This window comes from Anaerococcus groningensis (genome assembly GCF_046365465.1).
Classification (GTDB): Bacteria; Bacillota; Clostridia; order Tissierellales; family Peptoniphilaceae; genus Anaerococcus; species Anaerococcus groningensis.
Window position 1 is genome coordinate 101,550 of record NZ_JBGMEG010000014.1, and the last position, 22,695, is coordinate 124,244.

Sequence of the window (22,695 nt, forward strand, 5' to 3'; positions counted from 1 at the left end):
ATGCAAAAAAATAAAGATATTATTATAGAAAGAATACAAAATTATTTGTATTCTTTTTATGCTAAAGACATAAAAACAGCCAGAGATAACGAAATATACGACTGCCTATGTAGGTATCTTATGGAAATAATCGGTAAAACTTGGGTTGATACTAAAAAAATAAAGGAAGACTATGAAGTTTATATTCTAAGTTTTGAATACTTGCCGGGTAGATTTTTGTCTAACGCTATTTATAAACTAGACTTAGAAGGTGATATAAAAGCTGCCTTAGATGAAATGGGTTTTTCCTATAAGGATATTTTATCTTTAGATCCTGAACCAGGCTTAGGTATAGGTGATATGGGTATGGGTTCATCTTACCTTATAAACGAGTTGTCAAATAAAAAAATAAAGGCAACAGCATATACCTTGCGCTATGAGTCTGGTAACTTTAAACAAGTTATAAAAGATGGGATGCAAACAGAGGAGGCCTCCTCATGGCTAAGGTATGGCTCAAACTGGGAGCACAAAAAATCTTTTACCAATGAAATAGAAATATATGGAAAAAGGCACAAGACAGTTACCTACGATATGCCAGTTATATCCAATGATGCAAGTTTTATAAATACCCTAAGATTATTTAAGGCAGAATCTCCAAAGGATGTAAATATAAATAAGTTTTCAAAGGGTGAAATCTTAGAGGCCTATGACGATTATATAAATAATAGTTCTATAACTGAGTTTTTATACGTCGATGATTCTAGTTATGAAGGAAAGATTTTAAGACTTAAACAAGAATACTTTTTTGCTGCATCAGCTATAAGAGACTTTGTTCGTAGGTATGTTTTATATTATGAAGATATAAATCTAATAAATGAAAAAACAAATGTAATAATAAATGATATTCACCCAAGCTTAGCCCTTATAGAATTTATTAGAATTTTAACTTACGAATATAGATTTACTATAAAAAAGGCCATAGTCTATACTAGAGAAATCTTTTATCATCTGGTTTTTTCAGTAACGGATGATTCCTTAGAAAGATATCCTGTAGATGAGATTAGAAAATTAAATGAAGATGTATTTGCTACTATAATAGATGTGCAAAATGAGTTAGCAGGCGATGTTGACTTTAAACCCTTTATAGAAGATGGCTATGTGGTATTTAAAAATATAAACCTAGCCCTAAGCAAAGACTACCTATTTTTATCAAAAATCTTAGTGGAAAACAAAGGGTCCCATAAACAAAATTCCCACATAAATTTAGGTACTGATAGGCTAATGTATGGGAAAAGTGCTAATGATAAACTTACAACTTATTTTAAGGATTACGGATTAGCTATAACAGACTATAATAATTTAAAAAAAATAAGTAGATATGAGAACGATAGTACTTTTTTGTCAGGGCTTGATGATATAAAATTAGCAAACAAAAATAGGTTGATAGAATTTTTAGGACAAAAAGAAACAGATATAAATCCTTATTCTATATTTGATATGCAACTATCTATAATGCATGAGAGTAAAAGGCAGATTTTAAATGCCCTTGCTATTGCCTACCAATATTATTACTTAAGAGATAACAGAAATGCCTACTTTATCCCAACTACCTTTATTTTTTCTGGCAAGGCCAATGAAGGGTATTTTATAGCCAAAGAGACTATAAAATTTATCCTAGCTCTTAAAAAATTAATTGAATCAGATAAGATTATCAGAGAAAAAATAAAAATAGTCTATGTGGAAGATGTTACAGTTAGCGATCTAAGAATGTTATATCCAGCTTGTGATATCTATTCAAATCTAACCTATCCCTTATATGATAATCAAAACTTTGATATGCTAAATTCCCTATTCAATATGGCAAATATCATCTCAACTAAGGGTGGGATAGTTGATAATCTAAAAAAAGCAAATGACTTTTATTTATTCCCAGACACCTACAAAATTTATAAAAATAGAAATACCAATAACACCTATAAGGCTAGTGATATCATTTATCAAAACCAAGTAGTAAAATATACATTAGAAAACTTGTTAAATGAAACCCAACAAAACCTCCCTTATGATTTTAATAATCTATATAGAGAAATCTTGCTTTACAACGATTCATTTGAAGTACTTTTAGATTTGGAGAATTTAATTAAAATAAGGGAAAATGCTTCAAAAGATTTTCTTGATAAGGAAAAGTGGACTAAAAAGCAAGTTAAAAATATTTTGTGGGCCAATGAATTTAACCTTGAATACTTAAAAAAAGGAAACTTGTTTTGATAAAAAATTATAAAGATTTAACCTATGATGATATAAAAGATTATAAGCTGGGTGCCATTTATAGTAAAACCAAGACTATATTTAGAGTATTCGCACCAGAAGTAGATGTAAAATTAGCCTTAACCACTAATTATAAGAATCCCAGAAAAGATATATATCCTATGAAGCAAAATGAGTGGGGAGTTTGGGAGCTAAGTATAGATGGAGACGTAGATGGTTATTATTATACCTACCTAGTAAATGACAAGTACGAAGTGACAGATCCATATTCTTATACCAGTTCTATAAATAGTATGTACTCAGTAGTTTGCGATATGGAAAAAACTAACCCCACTGGTTTTAAAAATTCTAAAGTTCCACAAATACTTGAACAAGAAGCTATTATCTATGAAATGTCTGTTAAAAATTACACCGCAGATAAAAGTAGTAGGGTTCTTAATAAAGGCAAATTTTTAGGACTTACAGAAAAAAACACCCACTACAACGGCTTTAAAACAGGACTTGAAAATTTAAAAGAACTAGGCATTACTCATGTGCAATTACTTCCTATCTACGATTTTATTAGTGTAGATGAAAGCAGTGAAAGATTTTTTGATGATGATAATTATAACTGGGGTTATGATCCAGAACTATATTTTGCTCCAGAAGGGTCTTATGCAAGTGATCCAACAAATCCAAAATCAAGAATAATAGAACTTAAAAAAATGATTGGGGCTATCCATAGTGAAAATATAGCGGTAATTATGGATGTTGTCTTTAACCATACCTTTAAGTCTTATGATTCAAATTTAAATACCCTAGGACCAAATTACTATTATAGAATGAATAAGGATGGGACTTTTTCAAATGGATCTGGAGTGGGCAATGAGCTTGCCAGTGAAAGAGCCTTTGTAAGGAAGTTAATAATAGATTCTCTAAAACATTGGGTGAGGGAATATAAAATTGATGGATTTCGCTTTGATCTTATGGCTTTAGTAGATGTAGATACCATAAAAATTGCGCTAAAAGAACTACGTAAAATAAATCCCAATCTCATCATGTATGGAGAACCCTGGATGGCTTTAGGTACTACCTTGCCTTATGAAAAACAGACTTTAAAAGGTTCTCAAAAGTCTCAAGGTTTTGGAGTATTTAATGATATTTATAGGGATGCTATAAAAGGAGATACCGACTCTTTTGGAATAGGATATATCCAGGGAGCCCACTATTTAAAACCAATTATAGAAGAAGGGATAGCTGGATCCATTCACTATGATGACAAAAGATGGGGATTTGCAGACTATGCATCAGAGTCTATTAATTATTTTAATTGCCATGACAATTTGATTTTATACGATAAATTACAAATATCCTTGACTGATCTAGAAAATATAGATGCTTATGTTAAACTTGCCCTAGGACTTGTTTTATTATCCTTTGGTAAACCATTTTTGTATGAGGGCAATGAATTTAATCATAGTAAAAATAATGATAGAAATTCTTATAATTCTCCCTTATTTATAAATGCCATTAATTGGAAAGAAAAGGAAGAAAATATTGAAATTTTTAACTATACAAAAGATTTGATAGCTCTAAGAAAAGATATAAAAGTGTTTAATAAAATAAATCCAGTTGCTATTAGGGAAAGTTTAAGCTTTATGGAAAATATAGAAGATAGTCTTATCATTTATAAAATGAGGACTGGTAAATCTTATATTTTAATAGCAATCAATGCTTCAAATGAGGATAAATTTATATATAATAAAAATCTGAGATCATTTATAGGCTTACATGATTTTATTATGGATAAGATTTTTGGCAAAGAGGGTAAAAGTAATAGTAAGGTAGAGGACCTAGTCCTTGATAGACTATCAGTTAATGTATATAAAATATATTAGGAGATAAAAATGGATTATAAAAAAAATTATGACTTATGGTTAAATAATGAAAAATTTGATGAATTAACCCGTAAGGAATTAGAAGAAATAAAAGATGATGATGAAGAGATAAAAGACAGATTTTATAGCTCTTTAGAATTTGGGACAGCAGGTCTTAGGGGAAAACTTGGTGCTGGCACCAATCGTATGAATGAATATATGGTTGCCCAAGCCACCCAAGGATTTGCAGATACGATTGATGAAATGGGAGATGATGCAAAAAAAGCTGGTGTGGCTATTTCCTATGATGTTCGCCACAAATCTGAAGAATTTGCAAAAATTACAGCAGAAGTTTTTGCGGCAAATGGGATAAAAGTTTATATATATAAAGAAATTGAACCTACACCAGTTTTATCATATACTGTAAGACATTTAAAAACTTCAGCAGGGGTTATGATTACAGCAAGTCACAACCCAATGGAATATAACGGATATAAGGCTTACAACGCTGAAGGTAGTCAAATATTAGATGAAACTGCAGATAAAATTTTAGGCCACATAGCAGAACATCCAGACTTTTTTGAAATCCCACGTATAGATTTTGAAAAAGGCTTAGCAGATGGGATTATAGAGTGGGTGCCAGATAGTGTAGTAGAAGACTATGTAAAAGAAATACTAGCTTGTACTATAAATGAAGACATAGATAAAGATATAAATATTGTTTATACACCATTAAATGGTACTGGAAATAAATTAGTTCGTAGGATTTTAGATGAACGTGGCTTTAAAAATATCCATGTCGTAGCTGAACAAGAAAATCCAGACCCAGACTTTACAACAGTGGGCTATCCAAATCCAGAAATGCCAGCGGCCTTCGAATATTCTGAAAAATTAGGAAAAGAAGTGGGAGCAGATTTACTTCTTGCAACTGACCCTGATGCAGATAGATGTGCTGTAGAAGTAAATGATGGTAATGGTGAATTTATATTTTTAACTGGAAATAAAATTGGTGCCCTACTTACAAACTACATTTTAGAAGCCCTTGATAAAAACGGAGAACTTCCAGAAAATGGGGCAGTAGTCAAATCTATAGTAACAGGTGATCTGATAGCTCCTATAGCTAAGAAATATGGAGTTAAAAAATATGATGTTCTAACAGGTTTTAAAAATATCTATGCAGTAGCAAATGAGCTTGAAAGAACAGGAGATGGCAAATTTATCTTTGGTTTTGAAGAATCAATTGGCTATAACTACAAAGACTTTGTAAGAGATAAAGATGCTGTAAACTCAGCAATGATGATAGCTGAAATGGCAGCTTACTATAAAAAACAAGGTAAATCTTTACTAGATGTTTTAGATGATATATATAAAGAACATGGTTATTATTCTAATGATGTCATATCTATTACCCTTCAAGGCTTAGATGGAAAGGCTCGTATTGGTAGAATAATGGAAGAATTTAGAAATAATCCATTAGAATCATTAGCAGGTTTAGAAACAAAAAAAGTTATAGATTATAAGTTAGATGAAACAGGCTTGCCTAAATCAAATGTATTAAAGTATTACTTTGAAGATGAATCTTGGGTAGCAATTAGACCTTCAGGTACAGAACCAAAAATAAAACTTTATATAAATGCAGTATCAACTGATAACTTAAAAGCAGCTGATGATAAGAAAGAGAAACTAATTAGCGAAATGCAAAAAATTATTGATAGCGTAGAATAAAAAAAGACTAGGGCCTAGGCCCTAGTTTTTTTTACTTATTTTTATAAAGTTCAAAAATAAATCATATGTGGTAAAATATATACAAATCGTAAAGGATGGTTTATATGGAAAAATTTTTGAAAGCTGTTGATGATGTTTTTTCAGTACAAGTTATAGGAAATTTAACCTTGTATCAATTATTTTCAACAATATTAAAATACATATTTGTCATAGTGGTTTTTTATTTTATATATTCGATCATAAGAATAATTTATTATGATGTAAGAACTACCTTAAAAAAGGAGCAAGAATCAGACACTTATTTAAAACTTCTAAATAGAAATGATGGTTTTAGATTTATAGTCCAAGAGTATTACTTTATAGGGGAGGATAATACCATAGGCCGTGATGATAGAAATAGTATTTGCATCAAGGATAAGTACCTGTCCAAATTTCACGCCCGCATCATCCAAGATGAAGATATATATTTTCTAGAAGATCTAGATTCTGCAAATGGAACTTTTTTAAATGATGAAAGGATTGAGGATGCCATAGAGCTTAAGTCAAATGACATAATCCATATTGGCCAGCTCCAATTCTTATTTATCCAAGGTGAAGAGAATGCTTAATACTATTGATGTAGAACAAAAAGAGAAAAAGTACATTAGAAAATCAATATTTTTACTATTTATATTTTCATTTTTGGCCCTATCTTTGGCTTTGATATTTAATGTATCAAATCTATCAGCCACTGATTTTTATACCTACCTTGCTATCTTGGTTGTAATTGTTTTATCTACAATACTTACACCCAAAATTACTAAGGCTGATAATATACTATTAATGATAGTAAACATGCTTTTTGCCATAGGAGTAGCCATGATTTATAGGCTTGACCCATCCTATGGTAAAAGACAATTACAATTTTATTTAATAGGGATAGTCCTATTTTTCTTAACTTTTTTTATTCTCAAAGTTTTTAATTTTTGGAATAAGATAAGTTTATTTTATGTAATAATATCTGTTGGCTTATTTATGGCTACATTAGTATTTGGTTCATACATTGGTGGGGCAAAAAACTGGATCATTTTAGGACCTATCACAATTCAGCCATCAGAATTTATAAAGGTGCCCCTAGCTTTTTTTGTAGCGAGTTTCTATTCTAGATATAACGAAATATCTATGAAACCCTTTGGTAGATACTATATGAATTTAGTAATTTATATTTTTATAGGTTTTTTATTTTTACAAAAAGATCTAGGAACAGCTCTTATATTTTTTGGGTTAATGATACTTGCTCAATTTGTGTATGAAAAAGATAGGGTGCTTATTACTATAAATATAGTAGCTATGATTTTTGGTTCTATTTTGGCTTACTTTATGTTTGGCCATGTTAGAATAAGGGTTGCTACTTGGCTAGATCCATGGTCTGATATAAATGCTACTGGCTATCAGATAACCCAAGCTTTATTTGCAACTGCAAGTGGGGGATTATTTGGAACAGGCATTGGTCTAGGCCATCCAGATTATATTCCTGTAGCAGAATCTGACTTTATTTTTTCTGCTATTTCAGAGGAAATGGGTGTATTTATGGGGCTTGCTGTTATACTTTTATTTATGATTTTGGTATACAGAGCCTTTAAAATATCCCTAACCCAGCAAGATAAATTTTTTAGTATATTGGCCTTTAGCATAGGCGTATTATTTGCTTTTCAAACCTTTATAATCCTTGGAGGCGTATTAAAAATAATTCCACTAACAGGTGTAACCTTGCCCTTTATTTCTCAAGGGGGGTCATCTATGCTTTCTGGTTTTATCCTCCTTGGTTGCTTACAATATTGTGCAAGCGATATTAAATATGGAGATGAGATAGATGAGTGATAAAAATAATCGTAAGGCTAGCAAAAAAAGAGCCCAAAAAGAAAGTTTTATAGATAAAATAAAAAAACAAGAAGAAAAGCAAAGGCTAAAAAATAGCCGAGAGCTAAAGGTCTTATCAAAATCAACCTTAAACAAGCGCTTACTTTTTGTTATGATTTTCTTTGTAGTTTTATTTATGGGCCTTGCCTTATATTTAGTTTACTTTGAACTATTTAAAGCAAAGACTGTAGCAAGTAATGAAAATAATCGTAGAAACTGGGTCAATGAAGAAAATATAGCCCGTGGTAAAATTTTTGATAAAAATGGTAATATATTAGCTTATAGCGATATTGATCAAAACGGCAACCAAGTTCGCCATTACAATTATGGCAAGGCTGCATCTACAATAACAGGATATACATCAAAAAGCTATGGAAAAACTGGTATTGAAAAAACTTTTAATAATTGGTTATTAAATCTTAGAGATGAAAACATGAGTAACTTTAGAAAAATGGTGGTAACCAATGATGTGGGCAATGACCTGCATCTAACTATAGATCAAAATATTCAAAATCTTACTTATAATTATATGAGTAACTATGTGGGAGCAGCTGTAGTGATGAATCCAAAAACTGGGGATGTCCTAGCCATGGTTTCAAATCCTACCTTTGATCCAAACTCTATTGATGCAAATTGGGATAATCTTATTGCAAATAACAATGGCCCTTTAGTAAATAGAACTACAACAGGACTATATAGGCCAGGTTCGACCTTTAAAGTTGTAACTGCAAATGCCATGCTAGAAAGTAATATAGATGAGAATTATGAAGATACGGGATCAGAGCTTATACAAAATTTTGAAATCAAAAACTTTGATGGTATATCTTTTGGTCATCTGGATTTAAGAAGTGCCTTTGTAAATTCATCAAATACTTACTTTGCCAAAAAAACAAATGATATGGGTAAGGAAAGCTTGATGAATATGACAGACAAATATATGTTCAATAAATCTTATCCATTTGATCTAGAAAAATATGATTCAAAAATACCTTATAAAGAATTAAACCAAGTAGATTTAGCTATGACAGGTTTTGGTTATGGCAAAACCCAAGCGACACCGCTTCATATGGCCATGGTAGCGTCAACTATTGCAAATGATGGAATTATGATGCAGCCAAAGCTTGTAAAAACTATAACTGATAAAGAAGAAAAAAATGTATACAAAGCAAAAGATGAAAAATTATCTGTTGTAACCAGTAAAAGTAATGCAAACAATATACGTGATATGATGGTAGATGTAGTAAATGAGGGAACAGGAAAGGCTGCCTACATTGATGGAATTCAGGTAGCTGGAAAAACAGGGACAACTGATAAATCAAATGGATTTATAGATGCATGGTTTGTTGGTTTTGCGCCAGCCTATGATCCTAAAATTGCAATAGCAATTGTAGTTGAAGATGCGGCTGACACAGGTGGTGTAACCGTAGCACCAATTGCTAGAAATTTATTGGTTGACATATTTAACCAAGTAAATCTAGACTAGTTATATAAGCTTATTTTTGATATTTGACCAGTAATGGTTTTTATCAAGGATAAGCTTTTTTATTGTGTTTTGAGATACTTTAATATTGATTTTATAGTCTTTGGTAGAATATTCCTTACCATCGAAAATAAATACAGTATGATAGTTATCTCTTTTGGAAATTACTATATCAATAGTAGCATCTTCTGGCAGCACGATTGGGCTAATTATTGCGTTATTTAAATTTGAGTAAATAGGAGCAATAGGTGTTAGAGAATATCCTTTTAATGATTGGTGAAGGATTGACCCACCACAAGATAAGTTGTAGGCTGTAGATCCGTGGGGAGTTGCTATTATAAGTCCATCTCCAGAAAAATTTTCTACAAAATTGCCATCTATAAAAACTTTTAGCCTAACTATCTGATTTTTATTACTTTTAACCACTACTTCATTTAAAGATTCTATTTTTCTTTTATTAACAGTAGATTGTAAAATGGTTAACTCTTCTGTTTGATAGAGCCCATTTTTAAATGATAGAATAAAGTCTTCAATCTCATTTACTTCTACTTCTTGGTAAAAACCAAGATGACCTGTATTTATACCTATAAATGGTATAGATGTAAAGTTAGTATCGTGGACAGCCTTTAAAAAAGTGCCATCCCCACCAATAACAAGATTTAACACAGCGTTCTTGTCATAATTTTTACTTACAACATAACCATGATTTTCTAACATTTGTTTTGTTTTGTAATAAACGCTTTTACTAAATTTTGATTTATTTTTAAAAATATTGATAACATTTGTCATTTATCTCTACCTCTCATAGTAATTATAACATAGATAAAAAAATCCTATAATAAAATATTTATCAAGCAATTTTTTTAATTTTTGAAAAAATTTTCCTTAAGATAAACATTGATATAAAGATATTGTAGCTTACTTTATGAAAAAGTTTTGTTGCAATAGCCTTATCAATATATTATAATTGATATATCCTAAGGCGAATAGGCCCGAATTTAAACCTACAACTTTTATAAGGGATTGCGTCGTCCTAGTTTGGATGGAAAGCCTCCTTTGAGTGGACTTCAGAAATACTAGGCAGCTTGCCCACCTTCACACAAGCGAAGGTATTAAAGTAAGGGCCACCTTAGGATTTTTTTAAATAATTGTTATATGTTACTTAAAGTGGGTATATAATAATTAGTACAATTTAAAGGAGAGATATATATGTCAATAGCAGATTATATTGAAGACAGAGCAAGAGCTAAACAAAGAGAAATTAAATATGAAATTTGGAAAGCTAAAAATCATGATAGCAGAATGAGAACTCAAGGGGCTTTACTTGGAGCACTTGTAGGTGTATCTGCAGGTATTTTATTAGCTCCAAAATCTGGTAAAGAAACTAGAGAAGATATTGGTGAAGCATTTGATGAAACAATTAGAACAGTAAAAGAAACCTCTACTGATTTAGTTGATAATGCAAAAGATACTTACGAAGATATTAAATATAGAGCTTACACAGACTTAGAACCAGTTAGAGAAGGTTTTGACTATGGTAAAGAAATAGCAAGACAAACTGGTGATCAAATTGCAGAAACTGCTGGTAATGTAAAAGAAAACGTAGCAGAAGGTGCAAGTGAAGTTTCAAAAATAGTTTCTAACACAGCAAGTGATGTTGCAGAAGATGTAAAATCTGGTGCAAAAGAAGCTAAAGAAGTTGCTGATGAAAAAGGCATCGACATTAAAGATGAAGCTCAAAAAGGTAAAAAAGAAGTAAAAGAAAATACTGATAAAGCAGTAGATGAAGCTAAGGCTACTGGCAAACAAGTAAAAAAAGATATAGAAAATAAGAAAAAAAACTAGGGAGTTTTAAATGCTAACAATAAACTTTAATCTTCTTGGAAATATTATCCTTACTATAGTAGGAATCATTGCTTTAGTTTATTTAATATTAACACTAAAAAGTGCTAACGAACTAGTAAAGAAAATCCACGGAGTACTAGATAAAAATGAAGATAACATTGATCAAGTAATTGATAAACTTCCTGGAGTTGTTGATCAAGCTAACATGTTAGTAAACAACGTAAACACAGTTGTTCAAGATCCTAACCTAAGAATGGCAATTGCCAAAGCAAATGATACAATGACTAACGTTAATAGTATCACTGATGATATTAGAGACACTGTAAACTATGTTGGCGAAACAGCTCTAGATAGCATTGATACAGTTGGTGCTGGTATTGCATCAGTTGGTGATTACTCAAGCTTAGTTGTTGATGTTGTTGATATAGTTAGAAACGTAATATCAGGTAGATAATAAAAGACAAAAGGTCATCTTAGGATGACCTTTTTTGATGAAAAGAGGTAAATATGGGGCAACCAACAATAAAAGATGTGGCCAAACTTGCCGGCGTTTCTATATCTACAGTGTCAAGAGTTATGAATAACTCAAAGCCAGTTAGTCCAGAAGCTAGGCAAAAAGTATTAGATGCCATAGCAAAACTAGATTTTAAACCAAATGAGTTAGCAAGATCTCTCGTTATGAGAAAATCTAATTTAGTTGGGGTTATAGTAGAAGATATAGGTATAGAATATATGGCTCAACTTATTAGAGGTATAGAAGAAATAGGTAGAGTATATAAATACGATATACTTTTACAAAGTTCATATGGAGATGAAAATGCGCTTAATAACTCAATTGATTTTCTAGCAACTAAACAAGTAGAAGGATTTATTATAATTACGCAAAATTTATCTGATGAAGCTTTATTAAAATTAAGAGAAACAAGAATACCTTTTATCTTATTAGATAAATTCCATGCATATAAAAATCTTACAACTGTAAAAGTTGACTATAAAAAAGAGCAGTATAATTTGACCAAGTATTTATTTAGCCAAGGTAATGATAATGTATTATTTATTGGCGATAAAGCTGATAATGTACTAAATAATGCAAAAATTGCCGGTTATAGGGAAGCTATAGAAGAATTAGGTAAAGAAGAATTTATAGTGAAAATTGATGGGATAACTAGCAATGATGGGTATAACATAGGTAAGGAAGCTATAGATGTTTGTAAAGAAAATGGGATCACAGCAGTTTCGTTATTGAATGATGAAGTTGCAATTGGATTTATAGATTATTGTGCTGACAATGGTATAAAAGTGCCAGACGATATATCTGTGGCCGGTTTTGGTGATTCATCTATTGCAAGCATTTATAGGCCAAACCTAACTACTGTTGCTATTCCTTATTATGATATTGGTGCAATTTCCATAAGGGCTTTAATAAAACGAATCAAAAAAGAAGATGAAATTTTAGATAAAGATTGGATTATGGATTGTAATATAGTTGCTAGGGAATCAAGCAAAAAGGTTGGTTGAAAAGCGTTTATAAAACACTATAATATTATTATAAATTAAGAGGAGGCTATTATGGCAGAAAGAAATGTTGTTATTACAAATGAAACAGGTTTACACGCAAGACCTGCTGCATCATTAGTACAATTTGTAAAAAATTATCCAGGGGAAGTTAAAATTATCAAAGAAGGAAAAGAAGCAAATGCAAAATCTATCTTTAACGTTATGAGCCTAGGTATTGCTAAAGGAACAGAAATCACTTTAGTTGTAGAAGGTGAAGATGAAGATAAATTTGCAGATGAATTAGTAGATTTTATTGAAAACTTATCAGAATAAAACTAAACTTTTAAGGATACTGATTAGTATCCTTTTTTTTATAGATAATTAGGAAGGGATAACTATGAATACTAAATACGAAGGAATTATAGCTAGTAATGGAATTGCCATTGGTACAATTTATTTATTTAATAGAGAAGAAGTTGTAGTTGATGAGACAAAAATAGATGAGAACATGGTTGATGATGAGAAAAACCGTGTAAAATCTGCTATTTATGATTATATAAGTGAATTAAATAATACAGAAGGAGCTAATGAAGCTCAAATTAACATCGCAAATGCTCATAAAGAACTTCTTCAAGACCCATATTTTTCAGATACTATCGATGCTAAAATAGTTAATGAATTAAAAAACTCAGAACTAGCTTTAAATGAAACCATAAATGAAATGGTAGAAATAATGAGCCAGATAGATGATGAGTATTTAAAAGAACGTGCCAGTGACTATAAAGATATAGGCTATCAATTAATGTATAAACTTAAAGGAATAAAACCAAAAGATTTATCTTTAATTGAAAAAGGCTCAATAGTTATTTCAAAAGAACTAACACCATCTGATACTTCAAATATGAATAAAGAAAATGTAGTTGCTTTTGCAACTGACCTTGGTGGTAAAACAAGTCACACATCAATCATAGCTCAAACTTTAGATATCCCAGCCTTAGTTGGTATGCAGGATATATCAGAAAAAGTTGAAGGTGGAGAAAAAGCTATCATCGATGGTGATCAAGGAATCATTATTATAGATCCTTCTGATGATGTAGTGGCAGAATACGAAAATAAGCTAAAAGAACAAAATGAAAAACGTGAAAGACTAAAAGAAGTTAAAGATAAAGAAGCTATAACAACAGATGGGAAAAAAATAGAAGTATCTGCAAATATAGGAAATATCGAAGATTTAAAAGCTGCCATAGATAATGGATGTGATGGGGTAGGTTTATTTAGAACTGAGCTTTTATATATGGAAAATGACCACTTCCCAACAGAAGAAGAACAATTTGAAGTATATAAAGAAGCTACAGAAATGCTAGGAAAAAAACCTCTTATAATCAGAACCCTTGATATAGGTGGAGATAAGGGACTTGATTACTTTACATTTCCAGTAGAAGAAAATCCATTTTTAGGTTATAGGGCTATTAGACTCTGCCTAGATAGAGAAGACATATTTATAACTCAACTAAAAGCTTTAGTTAGAGCTTCTGCCTATGGTAATTTAAAAATAATGATACCTATGGTTATAAATATTTCTGAATTTAAAAGAAGTATAGAACTAATCGAAGATATCAAAAAAGAATTTGACCAAAATGGGGTAGACTACAATAAAGATTTAGAAGTAGGTATCATGATAGAAACACCTGCATCAGTATTTATGGCAGATAAGTTTATAAAATATGTAGACTTTTTCTCAATAGGTACTAACGACTTATCCCAATATACTCTTGCAGTAGATAGGGGCAATGAGAATATTTCTGAGCTTTATTCAAACTACAATCCAGCTGTCTTAAAAGCCATCAAACATGTAATAGATGAATCTCACAAGGCAGGCAAATGGACAGGTATGTGCGGTCAGTTTGCATCTGATACTGAAGCAACTAAATTACTTTTAGGTCTAGGTTTAGACGAATACTCTGCATCAGCAAATAAAATTGCGGAAGTAAAAGATACTATTATTAAGGCTAGTCAAAAAGAAGAAGAAGAATTTGCCCTTAAACTATTAGATTTAGAAACGCCAGAAGAAGTAGAAGAAAAAGTAAAAGATCACAATTAATCCAATGCCAGTTTATATTAAAAATCAAATTCAAAATCTAAATTATTTTAAAAATAGTGACATATTAATAGATGAAATAAACTTTATAAATCACGATAGATATAGGGTAGTTACTGATAAAGATGATTATCTAGTTAACTTATATCCAAATGAAAGCTATGAAAAATTTGCTGCTTTGACTACTAATAAAGATGATATCTTAGAAAAAGGCACCTTTGACTTAGAAAATATTTATGAAATAAAAAAACTTAAAAAAACTCAAAGACTTGATGAATATTTAAAAAATCATAGTTCTAAAGAAAATTATGACCTAGGTTTATCATTTGGTAGTATACTAAGAAAATTACATGATATAAGACCAGATCAAAAAGTAGATTGGTATGAAATATTTAATACAAGAGCAAATTACCAGTTTTATATGCATGGAGTGAATGAATATATAGGTGATGATGATTATATTTTGATTGATTATATAAACGGAAACAAACACCTTACAAAAAATATACGTCAATCATATATTTTTAATAAAATAGACTATGAAAATATTTTAGTAGACCAAGATAACAAAATTATAATATCAGGTTTAGATTTTAAAAGGATAGGCGATGGGGTCTATGACTTTGCAAGAATTAATAAGTTTTCCCTTAATTCAAAAGACTTTTTAAAGGGAACTTATGATGGATATTTTAATTATAAAAAAGCTCCAGGCAAATTTTTTAGATTACTAGCCCTATATTCTGCTTACAGTATACTAAAAGACCTAGTGGAACATAGAGATGGTAACAAATTAGATTCTAATAAAGAAAAGATCGAACAGCTACTAAATATTTTTGATAATTTCAATACAGATATGCCAAACTGGATAAAAGAAGGTTAATAGCCTTCTTTTTTTGCTTGATTGTACAAAAGTTAAATTTGTGATAGACTTTTATTAGAAAAATTATGGAGGTGACTCGTGAAAAAGAACTTTTACATATTTATCGGGTCTATTTTAATAGCAACTGGTTTATATTTTTTCTTATTACAACATAATATTGCAGCCGGTGGCCTTTCAGGACTCTCACTTGTATTGTCTAGACTCTTACCAGTTCCCCTTGGAATTTTCAACTTGATTTTAAACGTAGCAGTTTTGACCATGGGGGCTATTTTTATTAGTAAAAACTTTGCAAAAAGGTCTATTCTTGCTGCAGCTACTTTATCTTTAACAATTATTATTTATGAAAATTTGTTCCCTGATGTTATACTAACAAACGATATGATATTAAATGTTATCTTCGGACCGTTAATTATAGCAGTAGGACTGGGACTAATCTTCTATAATGGTGGATCATCTGGTGGATCTGATGTTATAGCCACTGTAATAAATAAATATAAAGATATCCCTATGCATATTAGTTTATTTTGTACAGATTTTACAATCATAATACTTTCCATGTTTGTATTAGGAGTAGAGCCTTCCTTATATGCAGTTCTAGCTATAATCATCCAATCTATATGTCTTGATTATGTCAGCCAAGGTTTGGGTAGAAAAATTGCAGTATTTATTATTAGTGATAAGTACACTGAAATAAATGACTTATTGACTAAAAAATACCACAGAGGAGTTACCCTACTTCATGCAGAAGGTGGTTATACTCGTAGGGATAAAAAATTAGTACTTACAATATCAAACGTTAGAAGTTTCCCTGTTATAAGAGAAGAAATCTTACAAATGGACGATAAAGCTTTCATATTCTCATACACTATTTCAGAAGTATTTGGTGAAGGATTTACTATGAAAGAACTAAGATAGGAGAGAATTATTAAAGAATTTAGAATAAAGAGATTTAACAAGAATAAAGCATATCTTGCCACAAAATTTGGTGATGCCATAATAGATAAAAAAGAAGTAAGGGATAAAAATCAAGGTGATAGTGTAAGAGCTTATATTTACAAAGATTTACACAATACTCTAAAGGCAACCACAGATTTTCCTTATGATTTTGATAGAGTCTATGATTTAAGGGCAGTACAAATTGATAAAAAAGGTGTATATTTTGAAACGCCTAATAAAAGTCATATATTTATGCCCTTCTCAGAAAGGACCTATAGGATTATTCTTGATATGATTTATCCGGTGGCCTTTAAGGTTGATAATAATGGAGAAATCTACTTAACGTCAAAAATTAGAGATCTATTATCAACTGACCATGACTTTCACGAAAATGATGAAGTTAGCGGTAGAATTTACTCTATTAATAAATCTATTGGGGCTTTTATAGCAATAGATGATAAATTCGACTCCCTTTTAAGAATAGATGAATTAAAAGGAGTATTTTTAGAAGGTGAGTTAGTAAATGCTAGGGTAAAAGAAGTAAAGTCTGATGGTAAAATAGAGCTTTCTTTAAGGCAGCGTGCTCATCTAGAAATAGATAATGATAGTGATAAAATTCTAGATTATCTTTATGATAATGATGGGGTAGTCCACTTATCAGATAAATCTAGCCCAGCAAAAATAAATCAAGTATTTGGAATGAGCAAATCAAGCTTTAAACGTGCCATAGGCAGATTATATAAGAACAATGATATCAAAATTTTTGATAACAAAATAGAATTAGTAAAGAGGATATAATGACTGAAAATAAATTATTAGCAGAAGTAAATGGTAAAGAAATATATCTAAGTGACGTATACGAACTTATGCAAGGTATGCAAGATAGAGAAAGATTCAACAACGATGAAGGAATTAATGTACTTGCAGATGAGCTTATCAACCAAGAACTACTATTAGAAGATGCAAAAGCAAAAAAATATGATGAAGATAAAGAATTTGCTGAAGAACTAGAAGTGGTGAAAAATAATATGCTCAAAAACTATGCTATGCATAAATTATTTGAATCAATTGAAATTACAGATGAAGAATTAAAAAAATACTATGAAGAAAACAAAGAAACTTTATTCTCACCTGTAACCTACACAGCAAGTCACATCTTAATAGAAGACCTAGACCAAGCTAATAAAGTATATGAAGAAATTAAAGATGGTAAAGACTTTCAAAAAGCTGCAGAAGAATATTCTATAGACCCATCAGCAAAAAATGGTGGACAATTAGGATCATTCCCTAAAGGAGTTATGGTAAAAGAATTCCAAGAAGGACTTGATTCTATAGAAGTAGGGGAAATATCTAAACCAGTTAAAAGTCAATTTGGCTACCACATTATAAAATTAGATGATAAAAAAGAAATAGAAAGTTCTTTTGAAGAAATAAAAGATCAAGTAAGATCCACTTATGAAATGTTAAAAAGACAAGAAGTATATGTAGAATTAGTTGACAAATTAGCTAAAAAAGCTGAGGTTAAAAAATTCTACTAGGCAAAGCTTATGGATTATGAAAATTTATCAAATAATCTAAAATTTAATATAGATAAAACTATTGCCTATGAGGATGTGGAAACGGCTGCAGATGTTGTAAATAAATTCATCCTAGAAAAAGCTCGCGACCACAACTATGAGGTCATAGATTTAATTGATTCTTATTATATAAAAAAAGGAATCCATCCTAAGGCCCTCATTCACTTAAACGCAGATGCTAAATTTTTATATAGAAATTTAGAGTTTGATCAAAGTGATGGGAGTAAGATTATTGCTGGCAAAAATATTTATTTATTTAATGCTATCTTTGTAATAGCAGCGCTCTTAGACCTATCTAGTAATGATTTTGATGTTCTAATTACAAATAATAACATTCAAAATGATATAAAAAATTATAGCAATCTAAAGGATGTCATAAGAAGTGATAAGGTAATAAATCTTAATTTGCGTCAATCTAGGTGCATAGCAGATGAATTTAGTGCGCTAAATCTACTAAACGTAAAGCTTCCTGTAGATAGAAAAGAAATAGAAAGCCCTGTTAAGACCTTTAGACTTTCATTTTCAAATCTAATCGGTGGCCATACCGGTGAGAATTTGGATAAGGTAAGGCTAAATTCTATAAAGACTTCCTTGGGATTTATCAGGAAAATAAAATCTAAAGTTGATCTAGATATAGTAAGATTTCAAGGTGGGGATAGGTATGATTACATACCCAACTATGCGAGCATTGATTTTACGGTAAAAAATGAATATGAAAACGAACTATTAAATACTTTTGAAATTTATAAAAATGAATATATAGAAAAAAATCTTAAGTATGAGCCAGATATGGATATAGTTTTAAGTGAAAGTGAAGGCTCTGAGCTTAGTCCTATATCAGATAAATCTTTTAGCCACCTAACATCCTTTGTAGAACTACTTCCTACTGGTGCTTATTCTGTAAATTCAAATAATAACCAATTAATTAGTTCAATAAATTTATCAACTGTAAGAACATTTGAAGATTATATAAACTTTATAATTGTCCTAAGGTCCTTATCAGAAGAAAGTATGAATGAAATGCTAGATAAAACTAAAACTGCAGCAAGTATTAGTGATAGCAAAATCTTTAATGGTATAAGACTTCCTAGGTGGAAAAATTCTGATAACTCTTTAACTGAAATATTTACTAAGACATATGAAGACTTAACAGAGGAACATCTTCAGGTAGTGAAAACTCAATATTCACTAGATTCAAGTATGATATTTTTAGGACTAGATGTTAAAATTGTGTCATTAGGGGTAGAATATAAACAAAGAGATGATAATATGTTTTTCACTGACTTAGCAGATATAATAGCTGTTATTAATGTGATCGACAACGTATTAACACATATATAAAATAAGGAGTTAATATGACAGAAAAAATAGAACTTCATGGACATGAATTAGAATTTCAAAAAAACAACGGCAAAGCCGTAATAGAAATTGATTTAGGAGATGCTACTGATGAGTGTTATTTAATAGATGTATTTTCAGTAGATGGAGAAGACTATGTAGCTCTTATTTCTAGCGAATCCAATGAAATATACCTATTTTATTATGAAGAGTCTTTTGAAAATGATGAAGTTGATTTAAAAGTTATAGAAGATGAAGAAGAACTAGAAGAAGTATTCCACTTATTTACTCACTACTGGGATGATGAAGCTTTAGATAACTTAGTAGAAGAGTATGATGAAGAAATCGAACACTACGGTAATGAAGATGAAATAATTGAGGATTCTGAATCAATAGATGAATAATCCATATTATTCAATAAGTGAGTACTACAAAGATACCTATGGTGAAAAAGTATATAAGCTTCCAGTAAAACTTTCTCTAACTTGTCCAAATCGTGATGGTGCCGCATGCTATGGAGGATGCATATTTTGTAGCGAAAGCGGGGGCAGTTTTGAAAATCTTCCATCATATTTAACAGTAGATGAGCAGTTAGAGGAAAATAAGTCTTATATAGGCAGTAGGTATAAAGCAAAAAAGTTTATTGCATATTTTCAAAATTTCACCAATACTTACATGTCTTTATATGAATTTAAAGAAATCATCAGAGCTTGTGATAAAGACTATATAGTTGCCGTTTCTATATCGACTAGATCTGACTCTGTCACAGAAGATAAATTAATATTTTTAGATGAGTGGTCAAAGGAAACTGGCAAGGATATAATTTTTGAACTTGGCTTACAAACAGCAAATTATAAAACTCTAGAAATCTTAAATAGAGGTGAAGACTTAGCTGATTTTATCTATGCTTGCAACTTAGTAAATAAGTATAATTTTAGAATTTGCACCCATGTTATATTATCGCTACCTTGGGATGATATAAAAGATGTAAGACAAACTGCTAGAATAATAAATGCCTTAGATGTAAAAGAAGTTAAGATTCACTCCTTATTTGTAATAAAGGGTACAAAACTTTATCAAATGTATAAGAATAACGAGTTTACAATGCCAAGTAAACAAGAATACGAAGAAAATGTAATTACATTTCTTAGATTAATAAAGCCAGATGTTGCAGTCCAAAGACTAGTAGGTAGGGCACCAGAAGAAGAAACAGCCTTTTGTAACTGGGATACTTCTTGGTGGGCTATCCGCGATGAAATAGTTGAAATTATGAATAATAATGGATTTGTCCAAGGAGATAAGTCCGAAAGAATAGTTTATGATAAAATCAAGGGGGAATAGAAAATGATTTATTACGTACTAGGACAATCAGGAACAGGTAAAACACAATATCTAATAGATGAAGCTAATAAAGAAAAAGAAAAAGATACCAACAACATTGTATTTATCAATACAGATGACGATAAAACTAGAATCCTAGACCATAAAGTTAGGGTAATCAATGCAAAATCATACGGTATTTGCTGCAGATGCTCATTAAAAGGGTTTATCGCAGGTATCCTTGCTCGTGATTACGATATTGGAAAAGTATATGTTGACGGAATCTATGACATTCTTGATTTAGATAGAGAAGATTTAGAAAAATTAACAAATGATCTAAACGAACTTTCAGAATATGCAAAAGCTGACATCTATCTAGGTTTAGACTGGTCAAAAGATGATATACCTGAATCAACTAAAGCTAACATTATTGAAGTTGAATAATAAAATAGTATATGGCCGTCTCTTTGAGACGGTTTTTTAATTATGATGAATGAAAATGAAAAACTTAAGCTGTTTGAAACTTTCAGAAAGGAATCGATAGATTTACTGGAAGAATCAAAGGTAGATAAAGAAACTTTCCTAGCTACAAACCTGGCTTTTTTAGAAAAACTAAATCTTAAACCATTTACAAATATAAATAATATTAATGAAGCCTTATATAATTACCATTACTACAATCTCTATGCAAAAAAATCAAATCTAGATGCCCAAAAAATAATCCATAATGCTAAGAAAAAAAAGCAGTATGTAAAAAATATTAATCAAAGGGAAAATTATTATTATTTAAAAGATATGGCTACCTTACGTCTGCTAGAGCTTATAAATTATCAGGATATAGAAAGTTATTATATAATTTTAAAATCTACAAGATTAAAAGGTGAAATATTTGAAATCCATGTTAAATCCATGGAACAAGCAATACTTCATTCCAAAAGCAAGGCTATCCTTCAAAGTTTAAGAGAGCATGATGTTTTTCTAGAAGAAGAAAGACAATCCCTTATTGATTCTTATGTAAATAAAACATATTAATATGATAGAAATAACCATAACAAAAAATGATGCTAACCAAAGATTTGATAGATTTTTAAGAAAATATTTTGAAAATGCTCCTCTATCAGTAATTCAAAAAAATATTCGCAAGAAAAATTTTAAAATAAATGGTAAAAGAGCAAAGGCTGATACCTATGTTTATGAAGATGATCTCATAGCTATGTACATATCTGATGAAAATTATAATAAATGGCTTACAAAAACTGATTTTAAGCCTACTGATTTTAATTTAGATATTGTTTTTGAAGATAAAAATATAATAATAATGGATAAAGAAAGTGGTATTTTAACTCATTCTACTAGTAAGGCTGATTATGGAAATAATTTAGTTGATAATATGCTTTCTTATCTATATAAAACCAATCAAGTAGATAAAAGTGATAAAACTTTTAATCCAGCGGTAGTAAATAGGTTAGATAGAAATACAGCTGGCCTTATAATGGGAGCAAAAAACGCAGATTCTCTAAGAGCTTTAAATGAAGCTATCAGAGAAAATAGAATTGATAAGTATTATTTAACAATTGTAAAAGGCGAGATAAACAAAGATTTTACAATTGATACAACAATTAGTAAAAATGAGAATAGAAATAAGGTAAAAAGTGCAAAAGAAGGATCAAGAATCATAACTCATTTTAAGCCTTTAGAAACAAATGGTAAATATACCTTGCTAGAGTGTAAGCTTGTTACAGGAAAAACCCATCAAATAAGGTTTTCACTAGCTAAAAATAATACTCCTATCATAGGAGATAGAAAATATGGGGATAAGAATACTAATAAGTTATTAAATGATAAATTTAAAATTAATAATCAAGTATTGTTAGCTTATAAGGTTCATTTCAATGAGATAGAAAATTTGGAATATCTAAAGGGTAAAACTTATAAGTCTCATAAAACAAAGGATATTATGGAATTAAAGGATCAGGTTTTTAGTTTATAGGTAAATT

At 30.2% G+C, this 22,695-nt stretch carries 22 protein-coding genes and 1 other RNA gene; 22 read left to right on the forward strand and 1 reads right to left on the reverse strand.

Annotation, left to right across the window (positions count from 1 at the left end):
- The 6 genes from AB9Q04_RS07425 to AB9Q04_RS07450 all read left to right on the forward strand — a co-directional run bounded on the left by AB9Q04_RS07425 (position 1) and on the right by AB9Q04_RS07450 (position 9,210).
- Complete coding sequence (locus tag AB9Q04_RS07425) at positions 1–2,247, forward strand: glycogen/starch/alpha-glucan phosphorylase (RefSeq protein ID WP_410024710.1); 2,247 nt, start codon at positions 1–3, stop codon at positions 2,245–2,247.
- A complete protein-coding gene (pulA, locus tag AB9Q04_RS07430; RefSeq protein WP_410024711.1) occupies positions 2,244–4,124 on the forward strand; it encodes a type I pullulanase in 1,881 nt (626 codons plus the stop codon). Before AB9Q04_RS07425 ends, pulA begins: the two co-directional genes overlap by 4 nt.
- A 9-nt stretch (positions 4,125–4,133) precedes the next feature.
- A complete protein-coding gene (locus tag AB9Q04_RS07435) occupies positions 4,134–5,828 on the forward strand; it encodes a phospho-sugar mutase (protein WP_410024712.1) in 1,695 nt (564 codons plus the stop codon).
- 104 nt (positions 5,829–5,932) lie between these two features.
- On the forward strand, positions 5,933–6,436 hold the full coding sequence (locus AB9Q04_RS07440; protein WP_394011466.1) for an FHA domain-containing protein: 504 nt from the start codon (positions 5,933–5,935) through the stop codon (positions 6,434–6,436).
- Entirely contained in the window at positions 6,429–7,688 is a 1,260-nt protein-coding gene (locus AB9Q04_RS07445) for an FtsW/RodA/SpoVE family cell cycle protein (RefSeq protein WP_410024713.1), read from the forward strand. The genes AB9Q04_RS07440 and AB9Q04_RS07445 overlap by 8 nt, the downstream gene beginning before the upstream one ends.
- Positions 7,681–9,210 carry a peptidoglycan D,D-transpeptidase FtsI family protein gene (locus tag AB9Q04_RS07450; protein ID WP_410024714.1) on the forward strand — a complete coding sequence of 510 codons (1,530 nt, stop codon included), beginning with the start codon at positions 7,681–7,683 and terminating at the stop codon, positions 9,208–9,210. Before AB9Q04_RS07445 ends, AB9Q04_RS07450 begins: the two co-directional genes overlap by 8 nt.
- Here the strand turns inward: AB9Q04_RS07450 and AB9Q04_RS07455 are convergent, their stop codons facing one another.
- Entirely contained in the window at positions 9,211–9,996 is a 786-nt protein-coding gene (locus tag AB9Q04_RS07455) for an NAD(+)/NADH kinase (RefSeq protein WP_394011469.1), read from the reverse strand.
- A 182-nt stretch (positions 9,997–10,178) separates the two neighbouring features.
- Between AB9Q04_RS07455 and ssrS the strand changes: the two genes are divergently transcribed.
- The 16 genes from ssrS to AB9Q04_RS07535 all read left to right on the forward strand — a co-directional run bounded on the left by ssrS (position 10,179) and on the right by AB9Q04_RS07535 (position 22,688).
- A non-coding RNA gene (gene ssrS / locus AB9Q04_RS07460) (6S RNA) lies at positions 10,179–10,347 on the forward strand.
- A gap of 69 nt (positions 10,348–10,416) precedes the next feature.
- Positions 10,417–11,052: a YtxH domain-containing protein gene (locus tag AB9Q04_RS07465; protein ID WP_410024715.1), complete on the forward strand. Its 636-nt coding sequence runs from the start codon at positions 10,417–10,419 to the stop codon at positions 11,050–11,052.
- 10 nt (positions 11,053–11,062) lie between these two features.
- Positions 11,063–11,506 carry a hypothetical protein gene (locus AB9Q04_RS07470; protein WP_410024716.1) on the forward strand — a complete coding sequence of 148 codons (444 nt, stop codon included), beginning with the start codon at positions 11,063–11,065 and terminating at the stop codon, positions 11,504–11,506.
- A gap of 53 nt (positions 11,507–11,559) precedes the next feature.
- Positions 11,560–12,570 (forward strand): LacI family DNA-binding transcriptional regulator, encoded by a 1,011-nt coding sequence (locus AB9Q04_RS07475; protein ID WP_410024717.1) that lies wholly within the window; start codon positions 11,560–11,562, stop codon positions 12,568–12,570.
- 51 nt (positions 12,571–12,621) lie between these two features.
- Positions 12,622–12,882: an HPr family phosphocarrier protein gene (locus tag AB9Q04_RS07480; RefSeq protein WP_394011473.1), complete on the forward strand. Its 261-nt coding sequence runs from the start codon at positions 12,622–12,624 to the stop codon at positions 12,880–12,882.
- A gap of 64 nt (positions 12,883–12,946) precedes the next feature.
- Entirely contained in the window at positions 12,947–14,650 is a 1,704-nt protein-coding gene (ptsP, locus tag AB9Q04_RS07485) for a phosphoenolpyruvate--protein phosphotransferase (protein ID WP_410024718.1), read from the forward strand.
- Positions 14,651–14,654: 4 nt separating this feature from the next.
- Positions 14,655–15,527 carry a hypothetical protein gene (locus tag AB9Q04_RS07490; protein ID WP_410024719.1) on the forward strand — a complete coding sequence of 291 codons (873 nt, stop codon included), beginning with the start codon at positions 14,655–14,657 and terminating at the stop codon, positions 15,525–15,527.
- 78 nt (positions 15,528–15,605) lie between these two features.
- Positions 15,606–16,442 carry a YitT family protein gene (locus tag AB9Q04_RS07495; RefSeq protein ID WP_410024720.1) on the forward strand — a complete coding sequence of 279 codons (837 nt, stop codon included), beginning with the start codon at positions 15,606–15,608 and terminating at the stop codon, positions 16,440–16,442.
- 273 nt (positions 16,443–16,715) lie between these two features.
- Complete coding sequence (locus AB9Q04_RS07500) at positions 16,716–17,261, forward strand: S1 RNA-binding domain-containing protein (protein WP_410024721.1); 546 nt, start codon at positions 16,716–16,718, stop codon at positions 17,259–17,261.
- The gene (locus AB9Q04_RS07505; RefSeq protein ID WP_410024722.1) at positions 17,261–18,001 is read left to right on the forward strand and encodes a peptidylprolyl isomerase; all 741 of its coding nucleotides are present in this window, start codon (positions 17,261–17,263) and stop codon (positions 17,999–18,001) included. The genes AB9Q04_RS07500 and AB9Q04_RS07505 overlap by 1 nt, the downstream gene beginning before the upstream one ends.
- Before the next feature lie 9 nt (positions 18,002–18,010).
- Positions 18,011–19,381, forward strand: a complete 1,371-nt coding sequence (locus tag AB9Q04_RS07510) for a zinc-binding metallopeptidase family protein (protein WP_410024723.1) — start codon at positions 18,011–18,013, stop codon at positions 19,379–19,381.
- Positions 19,382–19,395: 14 nt separating this feature from the next.
- A complete protein-coding gene (locus AB9Q04_RS07515; protein WP_410024724.1) occupies positions 19,396–19,782 on the forward strand; it encodes a DUF1292 domain-containing protein in 387 nt (128 codons plus the stop codon).
- Positions 19,775–20,719: a tRNA modification radical SAM protein MnmL/YtqA gene (mnmL, locus tag AB9Q04_RS07520; protein ID WP_410024725.1), complete on the forward strand. Its 945-nt coding sequence runs from the start codon at positions 19,775–19,777 to the stop codon at positions 20,717–20,719. Before AB9Q04_RS07515 ends, mnmL begins: the two co-directional genes overlap by 8 nt.
- Positions 20,720–20,722: 3 nt before the next feature.
- Positions 20,723–21,142, forward strand: a complete 420-nt coding sequence (locus AB9Q04_RS07525) for a hypothetical protein (RefSeq protein WP_410024726.1) — start codon at positions 20,723–20,725, stop codon at positions 21,140–21,142.
- Between the two features lie 42 nt (positions 21,143–21,184).
- A complete protein-coding gene (locus tag AB9Q04_RS07530; protein WP_410024727.1) occupies positions 21,185–21,730 on the forward strand; it encodes a DUF6648 family protein in 546 nt (181 codons plus the stop codon).
- A 1-nt stretch (position 21,731) separates the two neighbouring features.
- Complete coding sequence (locus AB9Q04_RS07535; protein WP_410024728.1) at positions 21,732–22,688, forward strand: RluA family pseudouridine synthase; 957 nt, start codon at positions 21,732–21,734, stop codon at positions 22,686–22,688.
- Positions 22,689–22,695: the final 7 nt, after the last annotated feature.

Coding starts and splice junctions, on each gene's coding strand:
- AB9Q04_RS07425 (WP_410024710.1), top strand. CDS start 1: ATGCAAAAAAATAAAGATATTATTATAGAAAGAATACAAAATTATTTG.
- AB9Q04_RS07435 (WP_410024712.1), top strand. CDS start 4,134: ATGGATTATAAAAAAAATTATGACTTATGGTTAAATAATGAAAAATTT.
- AB9Q04_RS07440 (WP_394011466.1), top strand. CDS start 5,933: ATGGAAAAATTTTTGAAAGCTGTTGATGATGTTTTTTCAGTACAAGTT.
- AB9Q04_RS07445 (WP_410024713.1), top strand. CDS start 6,429: ATGCTTAATACTATTGATGTAGAACAAAAAGAGAAAAAGTACATTAGA.
- AB9Q04_RS07450 (WP_410024714.1), top strand. CDS start 7,681: ATGAGTGATAAAAATAATCGTAAGGCTAGCAAAAAAAGAGCCCAAAAA.
- AB9Q04_RS07455 (WP_394011469.1), bottom strand. CDS start 9,996: ATGACAAATGTTATCAATATTTTTAAAAATAAATCAAAATTTAGTAAA.
- AB9Q04_RS07465 (WP_410024715.1), top strand. CDS start 10,417: ATGTCAATAGCAGATTATATTGAAGACAGAGCAAGAGCTAAACAAAGA.
- AB9Q04_RS07470 (WP_410024716.1), top strand. CDS start 11,063: ATGCTAACAATAAACTTTAATCTTCTTGGAAATATTATCCTTACTATA.
- AB9Q04_RS07475 (WP_410024717.1), top strand. CDS start 11,560: ATGGGGCAACCAACAATAAAAGATGTGGCCAAACTTGCCGGCGTTTCT.
- AB9Q04_RS07480 (WP_394011473.1), top strand. CDS start 12,622: ATGGCAGAAAGAAATGTTGTTATTACAAATGAAACAGGTTTACACGCA.
- ptsP (WP_410024718.1), top strand. CDS start 12,947: ATGAATACTAAATACGAAGGAATTATAGCTAGTAATGGAATTGCCATT.
- AB9Q04_RS07490 (WP_410024719.1), top strand. CDS start 14,655: ATGCCAGTTTATATTAAAAATCAAATTCAAAATCTAAATTATTTTAAA.
- AB9Q04_RS07500 (WP_410024721.1), top strand. CDS start 16,716: ATGCCCTTCTCAGAAAGGACCTATAGGATTATTCTTGATATGATTTAT.
- AB9Q04_RS07505 (WP_410024722.1), top strand. CDS start 17,261: ATGACTGAAAATAAATTATTAGCAGAAGTAAATGGTAAAGAAATATAT.
- AB9Q04_RS07510 (WP_410024723.1), top strand. CDS start 18,011: ATGGATTATGAAAATTTATCAAATAATCTAAAATTTAATATAGATAAA.
- AB9Q04_RS07515 (WP_410024724.1), top strand. CDS start 19,396: ATGACAGAAAAAATAGAACTTCATGGACATGAATTAGAATTTCAAAAA.
- mnmL (WP_410024725.1), top strand. CDS start 19,775: ATGAATAATCCATATTATTCAATAAGTGAGTACTACAAAGATACCTAT.
- AB9Q04_RS07525 (WP_410024726.1), top strand. CDS start 20,723: ATGATTTATTACGTACTAGGACAATCAGGAACAGGTAAAACACAATAT.
- AB9Q04_RS07530 (WP_410024727.1), top strand. CDS start 21,185: ATGATGAATGAAAATGAAAAACTTAAGCTGTTTGAAACTTTCAGAAAG.
- AB9Q04_RS07535 (WP_410024728.1), top strand. CDS start 21,732: ATGATAGAAATAACCATAACAAAAAATGATGCTAACCAAAGATTTGAT.